Annotated in this window: 6 protein-coding genes; 5 read left to right on the top strand and 1 reads right to left on the bottom strand. The window is 50.4% G+C overall.

Features of this window, described 5'->3' with window-relative positions; translation table 11 throughout:
* The first annotated feature begins 266 nt into the window (after positions 1-266).
* The 5 genes from ABXS88_RS13770 to ABXS88_RS13790 all read left to right on the top strand — a co-directional run bounded on the left by ABXS88_RS13770 (position 267) and on the right by ABXS88_RS13790 (position 16,311).
* Positions 267-11,294: a hypothetical protein gene (locus ABXS88_RS13770; protein ID WP_353672617.1), complete on the top strand. Its 11,028-nt coding sequence runs from the start codon at positions 267-269 to the stop codon at positions 11,292-11,294.
* 273 nt (positions 11,295-11,567) lie between these two features.
* The gene (locus tag ABXS88_RS13775; protein WP_353672618.1) at positions 11,568-11,807 is read left to right on the top strand and encodes a type II toxin-antitoxin system Phd/YefM family antitoxin; all 240 of its coding nucleotides are present in this window, start codon (positions 11,568-11,570) and stop codon (positions 11,805-11,807) included.
* Positions 11,804-12,181, top strand: coding sequence for a type II toxin-antitoxin system VapC family toxin (locus ABXS88_RS13780; RefSeq protein ID WP_353672619.1), 378 nt, complete (start codon positions 11,804-11,806; stop codon positions 12,179-12,181). Before ABXS88_RS13775 ends, ABXS88_RS13780 begins: the two co-directional genes overlap by 4 nt.
* 249 nt (positions 12,182-12,430) lie before the next feature.
* Positions 12,431-15,010 (top strand): M1 family metallopeptidase, encoded by a 2,580-nt coding sequence (locus tag ABXS88_RS13785; protein WP_353672620.1) that lies wholly within the window; start codon positions 12,431-12,433, stop codon positions 15,008-15,010.
* Positions 15,007-16,311 carry a hypothetical protein gene (locus tag ABXS88_RS13790; RefSeq protein ID WP_353672621.1) on the top strand — a complete coding sequence of 435 codons (1,305 nt, stop codon included), beginning with the start codon at positions 15,007-15,009 and terminating at the stop codon, positions 16,309-16,311. The genes ABXS88_RS13785 and ABXS88_RS13790 overlap by 4 nt, the downstream gene beginning before the upstream one ends.
* Before the next feature lie 64 nt (positions 16,312-16,375).
* Here the strand turns inward: ABXS88_RS13790 and ABXS88_RS13795 are convergent, their stop codons facing one another.
* Entirely contained in the window at positions 16,376-17,920 is a 1,545-nt protein-coding gene (locus tag ABXS88_RS13795) for an NAD(P)H-quinone oxidoreductase subunit N (protein WP_353672622.1), read from the bottom strand.
* Positions 17,921-18,030: the final 110 nt, after the last annotated feature.

Below are 18,030 nucleotides of genomic sequence, written 5' to 3' on the forward strand. Positions count from 1 at the left end.
AAACTTAAGACAATCTTTCTAAAGCTCTAACACCAGTAGTTTGCATGAATCAGCCTCGACCTTCCCCCTTGAAAAAAATATACAAAATCCCCCCAATACTACGGTCATTCTGTAAAAAGCGAACTATACTAGAGCGAGACTATAGGGAGACCCTTTGGTGTCTCACTGACTTGACAGAGGAGATTCCTGTGTGGCTAAATATAGTTGCATTAAACTACGCCTATCCTTATCTTCCATCTAAAAAACGAGTGAGGAGTTAAAACAACATGGCTCTAACAGCAACCCAAATCAATGCAGCCTACTTAAAATACCTCGGTCGTCCAGCAGACACCGCAGGTCAAAATTTCTGGGTTGGAGTTTCCAATCAAGGGACTCCTGATGCAGAAATCATCAATTCTATTCGTTCTTCTGAAGAAGCTCTTAATTATCAAATTACCCAAATCTACGTTAGCTACTGGGGGCGAGCCGCCGATCCTCAGGGTCTAGAGTTCTGGGTTAATAATGCTCAAGCTGCTATTTCCAACGGTGCATCTGCAGAAAAGGCCATCCTAGATGTTACCAATTTCTTTGCAGAGTCCACTGAAGCTGAAGATGAGTATGGCTTCCTCCGAAACCCCAATACTTCTGACCGGGGGGCCGTCGAGCAATTTGTCAATCAAATCTATGTCAACGCCTTCAACCGTAATGCAGAAGCTGCCGGTCTCAAGTTCTGGAGCGATGTTCTGCAAGCCAACCCTAGCTTTGTGGGTGAATTCATCCAGCTTGTCGTTAACGGTGCTCAAAACGACGACGCCATTACGATCCGTAACCGCAATAACGTCGCCTTAGATTTTACTAACAAATTTAACACCCTCCACAATAGCGACCCCTTCACTGACAGTGATGCCACCTCCAGTATTCAGGTGTATGGCCCGGCTGCTGGTGAGACGTCTCAAGACATCATCCGCTCCGTTACGGCTCAAGATTCTACTGTAACTGCTGCCAAAGCGGCGACGGATGCCTTCATGGCAGCCTATCTAGAGCCAGTCTATAGCCTGCAATCGACCCCCACTAATAGTGTCAATGAAGGCCAGTCCATTGCCTTTACCCTCGATACTACCTATGTAGCTCCGGGAACCGTTCTGACTTATCAGATTGCCCCCACCGGCGGAATTACTACTGCTGATATCGTTGGTGGCCAATTAACGGGAACAATCGTTGTTGGTAATGATGGCACAGCGGCGATTAGCGTCAATATTGCTCTGGATGCTCTCATTGAAGGAAATGAGCAGTTGACGCTCAATATTCTCAACCAGGCCAACCAGCAACAAATTTTGACCAGCCGGACAGTTACGGTCAATGAAGTTCTGCCAACCTACACCTTGACCGCTAGCTCTGCTCAGGTTTCTGAAGGTGGTACTGTTACCTTCACCCTAGTGACCAGTGCTCCGGTTCAACCCAATACCACCTTTAACTACCAAATTACGGGAGTTCAAGCTGCTGATGTCAACGTTCCTTTGGCAGGGACTGTCACAACCGATGCCAACGGGCAGGCGGTCTTCTCTGTCAACATTGCTCAGGATGCAGAGATTGAGACCGAAACCCTCAGTTTTTCCATTGCTGGTAAAAGCGCGGATGTCAGCATTGTTGATGTTCCTCCCAGCTACAGCCTCACCTCGGATGTGAACACAGTTCCTGAAGGTGGCACGGTTATCTTCAACTTCGAAACCAGCAATCCTGCCCAAGCGGGTGCAACCTTCAACTACACCATCACCGGTGTCCAAGCTGAAGATATTGTCGGTGGTGTTTTAACTGGTCAACTGACAACGGATGCCAGCGGTAAAGCGACCCTGCAGTTGGATATCGCTCGGGATGTTGTCATTGACACGGAAAATCTGACCCTGACGGTACAGGCCCCTGGAACTGCCACGGGTACCATTTCTGATTCCGTTGCCATCACTAATGTTGAGCCTGGCTACAGCCTCACCTCTGATGTCAACACGGTTCCTGAAGGTGGCACGGTTATCTTCAACTTCGAAACCAGCAACCCTGCTCAAGCAGGTGCAACCTTCAACTACACCATCACCGGTGTCCAAGCTGAAGATATTGTTGGTGGTGTTTTAACTGGTCAACTGACAACGGATGCCAGCGGTAAAGCAACCCTGCAGTTGGATATCGCTCGGGATGTTGTCATTGACACGGAAAATCTGACCCTGACGGTACAGGCCCCTGGAACTGCCACGGGTACCATTTCTGATTCCGTTGCCATCACTAATGTTGAGCCTGGCTACAGCCTCACCTCTGATGTCAACACGGTTCCTGAAGGTGGCACGGTTATCTTCAACTTCGAAACCAGCAACCCTGCTCAAGCAGGTGCAACCTTCAACTACACCATCACCGGTGTCCAAGCTGAAGATATTGTTGGTGGTGTTTTAACTGGTCAACTGACAACGGATGCCAGCGGTAAAGCGACCCTGCAGTTGGATATCGCTCGTGACGTTGTCATTGACCCTGAAAACCTGACCCTGACGGTACAGGCTCCGGGCACTGCCACGGGTACCATTTCTGATTCCGTTGCCATCACTAATGTTGAGCCTGGCTACAGCCTCACCTCTGATGTCAGCACGGTTGATGAAGGTGGTACGGTTATTTTCACCTTCCAGACCAGTGACCCCGTTCAAGCGGGTGCAACCTTCAACTACACCATCACCGGTGTTCAAGCCGAAGATATTGTTGGTGGCGTTTTAACGGGCCAACTGACAACGGATGCCAGCGGTCAAGCAACCCTGCAGTTAGGCATTGCTCGTGACATTGTCATTGACCCCGAAAACCTGACCCTGACGGTACAGGCTCCGGGCACTGCCACGGGTACCATTTCTGATTCCGTTGCCATCACCAATGTTGAGCCTGGCTACAGCCTCACCTCTGATGTCAACACAGTTGATGAAGGTGGTACGGTTATTTTCACCTTCCAGACCAGTGACCCCGTTCAAGCGGGTGCGACCTTCAACTACACCATCACCGGCGTTCAAGCTGAAGATATTGTTGGTGGTCAACTGACTGGTGTTCTGACAACAGATGCCAGCGGTCAAGCAACCCTGCAGTTAGGCATTGCTCGTGACATTGTCATTGACCCCGAAAACCTGACCCTGACGGTACAGGCTCCGGGCACTGCCACAGGTACTATTTCTGATTCCGTTGCCATCACCAATGTTGAGCCTGGCTACAGCCTCACCTCTGATGTCAACACAGTTGATGAAGGTGGTACGGTTATTTTCACCTTCCAGACCAGTGACCCCGTTCAAGCGGGCGCAACCTTCAACTACACCATCACCGGTGTTCAAACCGAAGATATCGTTGGTGGCGTTTTAACTGGCCAACTGACCACGGATGCCAGTGGAAAAGCAACGCTACAACTTGATATTGCCTATGATGCTGTCGTCGAGGGTTTAGAAAACCTCACATTAACAGTACAAGCACCTGGAACTGCAGCAGGAACGATTGTTGCTCAAGTCCCTGTCATTGATATTCCACCGGTGTACACAATGGTTCCTGACAAGACTTCCATTTTGGAAGGGGAAACCGTTGTCTTTACCTTTGAAACGAGTCAACCGCTTCAACCCAACACTACCTTCAGCTATCAGTTACTGGGCATTGACCAAACCGATGTGGCTGGCGGTGTTGTAGCAGGAACATTCACGACCGATGAATCTGGTCGTTACGAGTTGCAAGTCACGTTACTCAATGATGTCAACATCAATGAAGGGGATGAAACTCTAACTGTTCGCGTTGCGACGCCTAGTGGTTTCTTTGTGAGCGAGCCGGTCACGGTTGTTAACGTTCTGCCTGAATACACCCTGACAGCCAATACCGCTCAGGTTTCTGAAGGCGGCACCATTATCTTCACCTTCACCTCTAACCTGCCTGTCCAGGCAAATACTAGTTTCAGCTACAAAATTACTGGTATCGATGCCAGTGATATTGTGGGCGGGAGTCTAGAAGGTCAACTGGTTACAGACATCAATGGCGTAGCCAATCTGCAAATTCAGGTTGCCCAAGATGCTGTGATTGATCCTGGTGAAGCTCTAACTTTAACCGTTACTACACCGCTTCCGGGTCAACCAGCCCCTGTAACAGTTGATATTATCGATGTTCCGCCGGTCTATACCCTAACGGCTAATAAGTCGGCTGTTCAAGAGGGCCAGACTGTTACCTTCACCTTTTCCACTATCAATCCAGTTCAACCCAATACCCAATTTGCCTACACTATCACTGGTATCAGCGCGCTGGATATTGTTGGTGGTGCTACTGCAGGTAATCTGCAAACTGACGCTAACGGGATTGCCACATTTAGCGTGACCTTAGCCCCCGATGTTATTTATGAGCCGGATGAAGAGAATTTAATCTTCACCGTATTCACGAACATCGGTGAAATCGCAGCTGAAGTCAACATTATTGATGTTGAACCCGCTCCTATTGCACTGACCCCGGGTACGGATATTGGAACCTCTTCTCTTTTCATTGGTAATGAAAACACCCTGGGCCAAGGCGATCAACTAACCGGTTGGGTTGGTTACGGCTTTGACCGTTTACAGTTGTTCCTCTCCGGGACATTCAATATCGGTTCTAACTTCACCACCAATGACATCGAGATTTTTGAACTCAACGGTGGTGGCTCTGATACCCAAAGCTCTATTTACCTAGGCAACAGCACTGGCATCGAGCTACTACAAATTATCCGTACTTTCGGAGATGTCCTCTTTGCCGATATCTACAACAACCCCAGCGATGTTGCTAATTCTATCCTGACGGTTTACATCAAGGATTCTGAAGGTGCTTTTGAATTTAACTTCGATGCCACTTATCTCCAAAACAATCCCTTCCAGGAACCGAATGTCCTCAACATCATTGTTGATGAAATTCCTGTTGTAGATGAAGCAGGTTTCGGCATTCTAAGTTCTGCGCCAGAAGGTATTGGCATCTTTGTTTCTCAAGGCGCCCAGCAGGCTGATGCTCAACTAGAGATCCTCAACCTCACTTCCATCAATACCTCTTCCAATCCGGAAACCAACTATGTCAACACCATTGCCTTCATTGACAGTGGCCCGGCAATGCGGACGCTCAACATTGATGGCGACACCAGCCTCCACATTGTGGCTGATTTGGGTGGTGATAACCCCAGCGGTAATCCCGGTCTAGACCAGCCCTACTTGACCACCATTGATGCGTCTGGGCTGAATGCAGACCTCAAGTTTACCTACACCTCTAAAGTTGGCGATGCAACGGTTCCCGGCCGAGTCAGCGTGACCTTGGCCCAAGGTAACGAGAATACCGCCCATCCCTTTGAGTTATTCGACAATATTGTCGACTTAGATACATACAACGCTGGCGCTCAGGCCACGGGCTTTGATGTGGTAGCGCCTGAAACCAGCCCCTACGGTGCGAGCAACGACTCTGTCGAAACCGGCAATGGTAACGACACCATTGATGTGGGTGGTGGTTACAACTACGTCGATGCTGGCAACGGCAACAACATTGTCACGGCGGATGATGGCTACAACCTGATCAAGAGTGGCTCTGGCAACGACAACATTACCGTTGGTGATGGTAATGAAGTTCCCAAGCCTGCGGCTAAGCTTCTCCAAGGGCCTTTTGCGGGTAATGATTTTGTCAAGTTTGACAACATCATCGATGCGGGCGAAGGCAATAACAATGTGACAGCAGGTGATGGTGATAACTTCATCACCACCGGCGACGGCAACGACACTGTTAACGCAGGTAATGGCAATAACGTTATCTACGTTGGTGACGGTAACAACGTCGTCAATGCAGGGGTAGGCCAAGTCCCCTTCGGCACTGGCACTAACAAAGTGATTGCGGGCAACGGCATCGATATCGTTAATACCGGTGATGGCCCTGACACGATTGTGGTGGGTGACGAAACCGACTTTGCTCCTGACATTGTCAAGTCCAATGGTGGTGCCGACCTTGTTATCACTGGCAACGGCAACGACTTCGTGGAGTCTGGTTCCGGTAATGATAACGTTGCTGTCGGTACGGGTAATGTCAATGTGAACCTGGGCCAAGGCAGTGATGCCCTCTGGATGCGGGCCAATGACATGAACAACCTTGACTTTGTCAATGGTGGTACCAACGACACCCCGCTTTCCTACGACCAAATCATCTTTACCGCTGGCGGTTCTATCGAGCTAACCGAAACCATTCGGGTCAGCAACATTGAACAGTTCACCCTGCGTAACCTGAGTGGTGACGAAGAAATTGTTAGCACTCACCCCGATGTCCAAGCGGCCTTTGAAGGAACCATCGCCGGTGCTCAGCAGGACTACTTCATCAATGTCAGTAATGAGTTGATTGCCCAGTCCAACGACAACCTGAATATCAACGGCAGTAACGCTCGTCGTTTCACCATCGACAGCCGTGAAGCTCGTGCAAACACCACCGTTGACATCACTAACGTTGATGACATCTTGGTTCCCACCGACCCGTCTCTACTCAGCGCTTTCCGCTTCTTAGGTGGTGCGGATGATGAGCGTCTGATTGTCCGCGGGGTTCAGGTGTCTGACCTACTAACGGCTCAACTAGATGGTGGCTACAACGTTATCGAAATTGTTGATGGCGTAACCATTCAAGCCACTGACCTCCAAAATGTCTCTGGCATTGATCGTTTTGAACTGAGTGCTTCCAACAATAGTGCTCAGACCTTCAACATCACCCTAACGGATGCAATTCTTGCGGCTAATCCGGGCCTAATCATTGGTGCGACCAACGCGCTTCCCCCTGGGTCTCGCTTGAATGTCAATGTGACGGGCGTAACCGCAGGGGCCAGTCCCAAAGTCATCATTGAGAAAAGCTCCAATGTGATTGTCACGGTGATTGGTGACCCTGGCATTGGTGGAGCTGGCGCTAAAACTCAGGTAGTTGATGGCTTCTTCCTCACCAGCAATGCCGATGACATCAATGGCACAACCGGCGCTGACACGATTGTCGCTGACTCTGTCAGTGACTTCAACTCCAGCGACGACATCAACGGTGGAGGCGGCTTTGATACCCTGCGGATGGAATTTGGTGTTAACAATGCTGGCTTGCAGTTTGTTAACGAATTTGCTGCTGTTGCTAACACCAATAGCGTCCAAATCAATGGCTACCAATGCTACGTCATTGAAACCCCAACAACCGCTCAATTTGCTATTCCGCTAGGAGAAGACCTTTCCGGAATCATGATTCCATTGTCTGGTGGGTCAGTCTCTAGTCTTGCTCTTGAGCCGATTGTCCCTGGGGCCTTCCCTGGCTTCCTCTTCGGACTCCCCTTGCTGACCCAGCCCCTAACGGCGGTCACCAACTTCTTCACCTCTCCTGTTGCGGTTGACCCCGACACCTTTGACGGTATTCGTGCCAACGATCCAACGGCGCCCTTTGCCTCCTCTAGCCAGCCGGATGTTCCTCAAGGCCTAGACCCAGATGAATATCCCTTGACCTTGGATAATCTACCCGCGAACTACCCGACGGAAGGCATTGGCTTTGGCGCTCTCCCCTTCCCGGGTGCGGCTCAATTCCAAGGTGCAACCCTAGAGTCGGCTCTGAACTTTGCCACCATTGACAACATCGAAAAATTTGTCTTCAATCCCCCGAACGACAATGGTGTGCGTTTCGTTGGTTTCAACACCCAAGAAACCTTTGAAACCCTGCAAAGTAACCAGCTCGCTTCTATTGACTTGGTTTCTTTAGAAATTCTGCAAACCTACGATGTGGATCGTGCTCCCAATGCAGGGAACATCTCAGCACTAATTGAAGGCAACGGTGCTCCCCTGAATGACATCCTCTATTTGGATGACTTTAGCTGGAACACCGCTGTTACAACCAAGGCTGAAGCCTACTGGGCCGGTGCACGGGATAACTACGTGGTTGACTTGGTGGAATTTATCAATCCCATCAATGACACCGACTTCTTTGCTCTCCAGGAGGTTGACTATGACTTCAGCCGTTACGAGCCGGTTGACATCGAAACCACCAATGATTTTGTCCGGGGCAAACTACTCAATAGTGCTGGCTTTGCCCTAGAAGTCAACACCGGTGCCGGCAACGACTTTATCCGCCGTGACACCTTTGGGGAGAACGGAAATACACCACAGCCCTTTGGTTATCTACGCCAAGCGCCTAACGAGGGACCTGGCCCCTGGGCAAATGATCCCAACCTGATCGCAAATGTCCAAGATGTCCTAGATCTCCTGGCGCAAGCGGGTCGTCAAACGGGTTCCTTCATCTTGACCGGTAATATCGCCGACTACAAACCCGGTGAAACGGCTTACCTCGACTTGGCTGGGAATGTTGTTAGTGACAATGTTCGTAATAATGCTCCCAATCCGAGTGATTACCTCCCGTTCTTCGTCGTTCAACAGGGCGATATTAACGCAGGGCAGTGGATGCTTCTCACTAACGGAAATATCAGTACAACAACTGCGGTCTTAGTACCCCCTGAGGTTGGTTACTCTGTTAGTGATACGGATAACCTCGGTGGTTACTTAGTGGATTCAGGCTCCGGGGATGATGTGGTGCTTCTGGATGGCCCCAATGTCAATGAGTTTGGGATTCCATTCGTGGGCATTAACGTTGACCAACAGTTTGCGTTTGTTCCCAATGGGCCCTTCTCCGGCAACTGGTTCGTTGTCTTCCCACAAGGCGGCCTAGTGGATCCGTTTGGACGTTTCAATCCTGGTTTTCCCGGTGGTTCCGCTTACTTCAATCCCATCGATGATCAGCAGATTAATCCCAGTCTCTATGGTCTAGCCGTTCCTGGCTACTTTGCGGATGACGTGGTGCTCACCCGTAGTGGTAACGATTACATCGTGGACTACGGCGGCGACAACGTGGTTTACAGCGGCATCGGTAACGACTTTGTATTGACAGGTCTGGGTAACGACTTCATTGTTTCTGACGATGATGACGAGTTGGATAGCACCAATGCGGAATCAGAAGCTGGCAAGGAAGACTTCAGTGGCCCAGCATCCGTTAACGGCACCGATAACGATGTGATCTTGGCGGATGGCCCTCTGCTACAATCCTTCTTCCAAGTCTCTTTTGAGCGTCCCTTTGGCGATGACTTTACCGAAGAAGATCTCTTCAGTTCTATCTTTGGTAAGGACTATGTCCGCGACCTCCAAGGCGACAACATTATCAGCACGGGTGGTAACGATGACACCGTACTAACGGGTGCCGGTAATGACATCATCCTTGCGGGAACCTTTACAGAGTTGGATGAAGAAGGTTTCAGCCGCGTCGATGACAGTGATGTGGTTATCGACCTGGGTGGTAACAACCTGATTGTGACCCTAGGCGATGATGACTATGTCCGTGTTGGTGACTCCGTTGGTATTGCTGCGGCTCAACCCGGTGCCAATATCATCGTGGCGGGCTTTGGCAATGATAACGATGTGGTCATCTCCAATGGCAACAATACAGACTGGATCGAGATTGCTGGCGGTCAAGATTACGTCGATGCCGGTGCTGGCAACGATCTGATCTCGATGCTTTTGAGCGCAGATAGCACTGACCTTGATCTGAATGATGGTAGCTGGTCTGGCCTAAGCACTGGTGATACCCTCTTGGGTGGCGATGGCGTTGACAACCTACTCTTTGCCCTCGGTGGCGGTCAGGATGACATCATCATTGCGCCTCGTACTGTGTCGGGATTTGGTGCTGAAGGGCAACCCGTCTCGCTCAATCCTGCGGATGGTACCTTCCCCTACTATCTGACGGATACCAATAACATCGTCAATCCGATCATGGATTCCATTGAAGCGTTCACCATCTTCTCTGATGACGCTGATGTTTACTTGGCTCAGGGAGTCGCCCAGCAAGCCGGTGGTCAGATTACGGTCTTCTTGAACGACCTCAATTATGACGGTATCGGTAGTGGGGTTGACATTCTCCTTAGCGCCCAAGACTTTGCTAGCAATGAGACCTTGAATGCCTACGCCTTCAACATTGGTGCCTCTAGCCTACAAAATGGGATTAATGCCTCAGCTGGTCTGATTGGTGGCGATGGTGATGACAAGCTCTCGGCTGGTTTCATCCTACAGCAGGGAATTCTTCCCGGCGGTGGCAGTATAGCTCAGCAAATTGATGCTTGGTTAGGTATTCTCGATAACCAGGCCCTGGATAACTTCCTAGGAGCAGACGTTGAAGTATTACTCAACAGCTTCTTGGGTGATTTCGCAGACCAACTGGTGCGTACTGGCTTACAGCCTAGTGCTTCTGCTCCTCCGGATGTACCGCCAATCACCGGGCTTCGTGAAATTTTCACGAATTATCCCTTACCGGGTGAAAATCGGGTTGCTCAAATCCAGGCCTTGCTTGATTCCTTCTTCTTCGATGAAACCCTTGGCGGTGACTTTGTAGAAGATTACATTACCTACCAAGGTAATGGTGGTGCAGACACGATTACCCTAGAGCCAACCGTATTCTTCCGTAATGCTCTGACTCCGATCATTGTGGAAAATACGCCTGAGTTTGTTCGCTATACGGCCTTTGACGATGGAGCGGCTCCCGGTGCTAGCACTGGTTTTGACCAAGTCTTCAACTTCAATAAGAAGGCAGACAACATTCCCAATGGTGTTGATGGTTCGTTAACCTTTACGCTCGTTGGTGGTGGTACTAGTACGCTAACAGGCAGCACTTTTGCTGGTGGCGTTGTTGCTGATGCGACTTCTACAATCGATTCCCTCACAGGCGATAAGATTGTTCTCGGTAATGAAGTTGACTACTCTGGAGCGAATGTTCCAACCGAACTCAATGGTTTGGGTGACTTCGTGAGCAAAAACAGCAACCAGTTAATTGACCTGTTCAAGATTAACCAAGCTGTTAACTTTAGCACCGGACGCCAGACCGTTTATGATGCCAATGGTCGTATTGGACGGAGTGGTGATGAAGCCCTCTTCTTCGACCAAGCTCAAACCCCCGCGGATCCCTTCCTGACTAACATTGCGGCTGTTGCCAACCGTCTGTCTGGCTTTATCTATGCCGATAACGGTGATGGTGGTCTAGTTGTGGTTAATGCTAACGGTGGTTCAGGTATCTACCGCTTTGTTCAACTTGATCAGGGCAACAATGCGGCTGGGGAAGTACTACCGGTTGAATTGAGTCTCCTGGCAATTGTTCGTGGAACCAGTTCTACCACTTCTCTGAACCTGCGTCCTTCGGACTTCATCATCGATAATACTGACTTGCGTCAAGGTACTATCGGGGGTGACGGAACGGAGTTCTTAGACAACATCTTCCCTTCCCCGATTCCCTTCTAGAGGAATCATTCCATTGACGTAACTTAAATAAGTAAGTAAGTAAGGGAGGGCTTCGGCTCTCCCTTTTTTGCTTAACAGTTTTTCTTCGATTTTGGGATATTTGCTTTTCCCTGCTGGCTCTTGCTTAATACCAAATCTTCAAGTTAACGCTACCGATTGTTACCCCTCCGCCTACGGCATCTCTCGTTCGCAAGGGGAGGACAGGGAAGTGTCATTAGGCATCAGAGATTTGGGTATAATTAAATCAAACTAAGTCTAGCTAAGTGTGATGTTATGCGTAATGCCAATATTCATGAAGCGAAAACCCATCTATCGCAACTGATCGAGTCAGTTCTGGCGGGAGAAGATGTGATTATTAGCCGAGCCGGGAAACCCTTGGTTCGTCTGGTAGCTTACGAGGGGGTATCCCAACCTCGTCGGGCCGGCGTCTGGAAAGGACAGCTCGAAATAGCCGATGATTTTGATGCCGAATCCCCTGAAATCAACGCCCTTTTTTATGGGAGTGAAGCTTGAAATTTTTATTGGATACCCATATCTTGTTGTGGTGGTTAGGAGATGATGGACGATTGTCTGCCGAGACCCGGTCTATCATCACTAATCCCGAAAACTTTATTTTTGTTAGTGCGGCCACGGTATGGGAAATGTCGATCAAAAAATCTTTAGGGAAGTTATCTTTTCCCGATGGTTTGCTGACGATACTGAAGGAAAATCAATTTCAACTACTTAGTATTACAGTAGAACATAGCTTAAGGATTGCCCATTTACCCGAACATCATAAAGACCCTTTTGACCGGATGTTAATCGCCCAGGCCCAGACTGAAGGCCTAATCTTGATTTCTCAGGATATTAAATTTAAACAGTACAAAGTCGATCTATGGATGGACTAGCTCGGGATGTTGGCCCTCATTCTTTGGCCTTTTCTTGTATGGAGCGAAGGACGGGTAGGGTTTGTTGTGTAGAGCCGGTTTTCAGCCTAAAGCCTGGTAGGCTTTCCTGTAAAAAGAGCGGTACGATCATGGCAGAGTCCATTGCGTTTGGAGGCCTTAGCCCGGTGACTCTTTCCCTCGGCCGCGATGGCCAACCCATGGCAGATAATACCCTGCAATTTTGCTGGAATCATTAATAATTGATTGACTATGTCCTTTCTGACCTTTGACACTGAGCAAAATCAACGTCGGCCCTTTGAACTGCCGGGGGCCCGGCCCCACTATAATCCTGACCGGCCGGGCCAGGTTCAGCACATTGGCCTGGATCTCAAGCTAGATTTAGAGAACAAGTGTTTTGAGGGAATTTGTCGGATTACCCTCCTGCCGATTCGCCCTGGCCTGCAACAACTGAGCTTAGATGCGGTGGATTTAACGGTACAGGCGGTTTTGTTGGGAACCCTGAGCCAGGCCTTTGAACAAACCTCGGAGACGTTAACTATTCATCTGGACGAGGCCCTGGCCCTAGTGCCAGTTACTCTCGAAATTCACTATCAGGTCAAAAATCCTCGCCGGGGCCTGTATTTCATCCAGCCCGATGGGCACTATCCCGACAAGCCCGTGCAGGTGTGGACCCAGGGAGAGGATGAGGATTCCCGCTATTGGTTTCCCTGTTTTGACTACCCTGGCCAGTTGGCTACCTCGGAGATTCGGGTCGAAGTACCGAAACCCTACCAGGCTGTTGCTAATGGTGTTTTAGTCGAACAGCTTGACTTGGGAGAACGGCAAGTCTTCCATTGGACCCAGCGGGAAATTCACCCCACTTATCTGATGACCCTTGCGGTGGGAGACTTCGCCGTCCTCGAAGACCACTACCAGGGCCTGCCAGTCATTTACTACGTGGAAAAGGGCCGGGAGGCCGATGCTTGGCGCAGCATGGGCAAGACACCCCGGATGATTGCCTTTTTTAACCAGGCCTTTGGTTACCCCTATCCCTACCCCAAGTATGCCCAGGCCTGTGTGGTGGATTTTATCTTTGGCGGCATGGAAAATACTTCGACCACGCTGTTGACGGATCGCTGTCTGTTGGATGAGCGGGCCGCCCTGGATAACCGCAACACAGAAAGTTTAGTGGCCCATGAGTTGGCCCACCAGTGGTTTGGCGATCTGGTGGTGATTAAGCACTGGTCCCACGCTTGGCTCAAGGAAGGCATGGCCTCCTACGCTGAGGTTTTGTGGACAGAGCAGGAGTACGGCCCAGAGGAAGCGGCCTATTACCTACTGGGGGAGGCCCGTAGTTATCTTGAAGAAGACCGTTCTCGTTATCGTCGGCCCATTGTTACCCATGTTTATCGAGAGGCCATTGAACTCTACGACCGCCATCTCTACGAAAAAGGGGCCTGTGTTTATCACATGATCCGCTCGATCCTGGGAGAGGCCCTCTTCCAGAAGGCCATTCATCACTTTGTCCAACAGAATGCCCACAAAACAGTAGAAACTATTGACCTCCTGAGGGCCATTGAACAAACGACGGGCTTTAATTTGCTCTGGCTCTTTGACCAGTACGTGTTTCGGGGCGGCCATCCCGATTTTAAGGTGGAATACGCTTGGGAGGCGGAGAACCATTGGGCCAAGCTGAGTATCACCCAAACCCAGGCCAAAACCGACGATAATTCCAGTTTATTTGATCTCAAAATTCCCGTGGCCTTTCATTTTCTCGGTGATCATGGCCGAGAATCTAAGGTCATTACTCTGCATCTCAAGGAACGGGAGCAGACCTTTTATCTTCCCCTGGAGCGCAAACCCGACTTTATTAGTTTTGACCAGGGTAATCATTTCCTGAAAACGGTGGAATTAGACTATCCCCTGGCGGAACTCAAGGCCCAGTTAGTTCATGCTCCTGACCCTATTGCCCGGATTCAGGCGGCAACGGCCCTGGCCCAAAAAGGCGGTCTAGAGGTGGTGGAGCTGTTAGGGAAACGTCTGCTAGAAGAGCCCTTCTGGGGAGTGCGGCTGGAAATTGCAGAACAGTTGGCTACGATTAACCTGGATCAGGTGGGAACCGTACTGGTGGCCGGTTTGGCCCAGGATCATCCTAAAGTACGCAAAGCTATCCTAAATAGCTTGAGTCAGGTCAAAACCCCAGCAGCCTACGGGGCCTTAAAAACTTGTCTAGAGCAGGGAGAGGCCAGCTACTATGCGGAAGCGGCGACGGCTACAGGCCTGGGGAATATCTTAGCCGGTACCCTAAAGGACAAAGAAACTGAGGTGATTGCCCTACTCAAAACAGTTCTAGAAACCCGTGGGGGTTGGAATGAGGTGGTGCGTTCTGGGGCCATTGCAGGCCTGAGTGCGCTCAAAACCTCCGCAACAGCGGCGGATCTCATCCTGGCCTATACGGCCCTGGGGGTTCCTCAACCCTTACGACTCGCGGCCATTCGGGCCCTGGGGCCGGTTTCTACGGGTCAAAGCCCTCAAAAATTAGCGGATATCTTAGACCGTTTAACGGGTATTGCTCAGGAAGACTTTTTCTTGACCCAGGTCTCCGTCACTTCGGCCCTTGGCAATATGGAAACCCCCAAAGCGGTTACGATTTTACAAAGCCTGGCCCAGCAAACCCCCGACGGTCGGGTGCGTCGTCTGGCGGAAGAAGCGGTGGCAAAAGTTCAGGGAAAATTGGGAAGCACCGAAAAACTCCAGGCCCTGCAGGATAGCCTAGAGCAAATTCAACAGGAAAACCAGGAACTCAAAAGTCGCCTAGCCAAATTGGAAACCCAGCTGGCCAAGCCATGAGCAAAACCCTAATCTACCAAGGCAAGGTCTTTGCTCCCCATAAAAGTGATTACGCCCTCATCATTTTTCCCTGGGTGCAACTGAAGCGGTTTCTGCAATCGCTCTACCAGGCCCTGCTACGGATGATGTGGAAAGAGCTACTGGAGGGGAAAAAAACGGAAAAAGACCTGACGGGGATTCTTTTATTTGTCCTTTTTTGTGGCCTGTCCTGGCTTAGTTTTTTATTTAAGCCGGTGATGGTCCCCTTGGCTATTCTCTTTCTGGTTATTTGGTACCTTGACCATGGCCTGGCCCGACGGGATTACCTGGCCCATAAATATCAAAGAACCGTCAGCCTCTGGCAGGATGAGGCCGGCGAATTGGATTGGCGTTTAGCGTTTTCCCGTCGTCAACCCCTGGAACGTCATTTTAATTGGGGCCAAGTCCGCCACCTAGCCATCCATTCCCGTACCCTTCAGGGCGGAGCCTTTGAAGATCCCCTGGGCCAAGTTTGGCAAGTCCAACTGGTGCTCTACGACCATTCCCAATGGGTGCTGGCGGAAGACCAAGATCTCCTGTCAGTGCTAGCAACAGCCAAGCAAATACAGGCCTATTGTGATGCGCCGATTCTCTTTAGCGGCAGTACAGGTTTTGGCCCCTACGCGGTCATCGACGTCCAGGCCCAGTTAGAAGCTGAGCAAATCCCGATCTATCCTGGCCTACAGCATCTGATCACTCCACCCTTATCCCAACCCCCTGGGGGCGTTCAATGCCGGCAAACTCCGCAAAAATGGCATATTTTTTCCTGCTGGCAGTGGCATCATTCCTGGCGTTTGCTGAAGCAAATTATCCGAGAGTCGGGTTTTTTGCTGTTTGTGTTGCTAGCTTCTAGCTTCATGATCCAGTGGGGCGGCCTAATCAATGCCCTGATCCGTAGTTTTCAAGGGCAAGAGCCTACCGTGATTGACCTCCGGCCGGTCTTTGGGTTCTCTTTTCTGTCCTTCTGGCCCGTCTTGCTATCCGTTGGCCTGGCGGTGTTGCTCTTGCTCTATCGGGGTTGGCAACGGAGTCGTGTTAAGCATTGCTTTCTCGACCGCTATTTTCTCCGATTTTCTCTGGATAACCAGGCCCTAGGAAAACTATCTACTCAAGCTACTCAATCCATCTTGGTGCTTCCTGGCCCTGAACCCCAGATCCTACTCCTTGCCGACCAGGAAATGCTCCTACTTCCACCCTTACCTAGCGAAGCCGAGAGTTTGTGCTATGCTCAATGGCTCCAGGCGGGCATTGATTTTTTCAAGGGAGAAGGTCGAGAAAACTAAAACTCCTCCCCTGGTGAAGGAAGGAGTTGCATCGCGGCCCCGACTAACTAGCTAATCTGCTGACTTAGGGTAAACGGGCCTGGGAGAGCTGGGGCGTGCTTGCACTGGCCTGAAGAATTGGGGTGCTGGTAATGGAATTATTAGCCAGGGTAAAGAGGGGGTTAGAGAGAATCCCCGCCAAGGAGGTGGCAATCAACGTCAGTATCAGACCCACCTGGAGCGGTCGCATCCCCGACAACTGCCAGCGAATGGCTGGATAGTTCTGCACTGCAGGGGACATTTCGTGGGGCTCCTTGACCACCATCATCTTGACGACCCGGATGTAGTAATAGATAGAAACCACACTCGTCACTAGGCCTAACAACACCAGGCTATAGAGTCCGGCCTGCCAACCGGCCCAAAAGAGGTAAATTTTGCCAAAAAAGCCAGCGAGGGGCGGAATGCCCCCCAGGGAGAGCAGGCAAACACTCAGGGCCAGAGTTAGCAGAGGGTCTTTACTATAGAGACCGGCATAATCGCTGATCTGATCCGTGCCTGTCCGCAGGGAAAAGAGAATGATGCAAGTGAAGGCCCCCAAGTTCATGAACAGGTAAATGAGCAGGTAGAAGACCATACTGGCGTAGCCTTCGTCCGTACCGGCAATCAGGCCAATCATCACAAAGCCCGCTTGACCAATGGAGGAATAAGCCAACATTCGTTTCATGCTGGTTTGGGCCAGGGCCACCACATTGCCCAGGAGCATGCTGAGGATAGCCAGGGCCGTAAAAATGAGTTGCCATTCACTAGTAATCGAGCCAAAGACCGTCACCAATAGCCGAATGGCCACGGCAAAGCCTGCGGCCTTAGAGCCAACGGATAAAAAGGCAACGACTGGCGTTGGTGAACCTTCATAGACATCGGGAGTCCACTGGTGGAAGGGAACCGCTGAAATCTTAAAGGCAATACCTGCAATCACAAAAACCAGCGCAATGGCCAGGCCGAGGGAAGGGCCATTAAAATTGCTGACCTGAGCCGCAATTTCAGTGAGTTGGGTTTTACCCCCGGAGAGGCCGTAGAGAAGAGAAAGACCGTAGAGAAAAATAGCCGAACTGGACGCGCCAATCAGCAGATATTTCAAGGCTGCTTCGTTGGAACGGGGATCCCGCTTCATGTAACCCGTCATCAGGTAGGAGGAGATACTCAGCATTTCCAAAGAAATAAAAACCATCACCAATTCATTGGCCCCACAGAGGAACATCCCCCCCAGGGTTGCCGTAAGCAGAATGGCAATGAATTCGGCTAAGGAGGTGCCAGTTTGCTCCACGTAGCGCACCGACATCAGAATGGTAACTGCGGTGGAAAGCGCCACAATAGCCCGAAAAATCAGGCTGAGATTATCACTATTAAAGGCCCCTAAAAATCCTAGAGGTTCGCTACTATCCCACGCTAAAAATAAAAATATCGTTGCCAACAAAACACCGGCAATGGCCAGGTAGGATAAAGCCTGGGCCGAGCGCCGTCCGGTAATTAAATCCCCAACCAACACGAGAATCAGGGTTACGGTAATGATTCCTTCCGGCAGAATCGTGCCCGCATTCAGTTGAGTCGCAATATTACTAGAAAAGTCCATAGGTACAACCGAAAAATGCCTACCCAATAGCTTAGGCTATTCCGAGACATCTAGGGGTATTTCCTTGGCTAGGCTTACTATAGATTGTCTTAAATCAATTGTTATCGTTG

This window comes from Synechocystis sp. LKSZ1 (genome assembly GCF_040436315.1).
Lineage (GTDB): Bacteria > Cyanobacteriota > Cyanobacteriia > Cyanobacteriales > Microcystaceae > Synechocystis.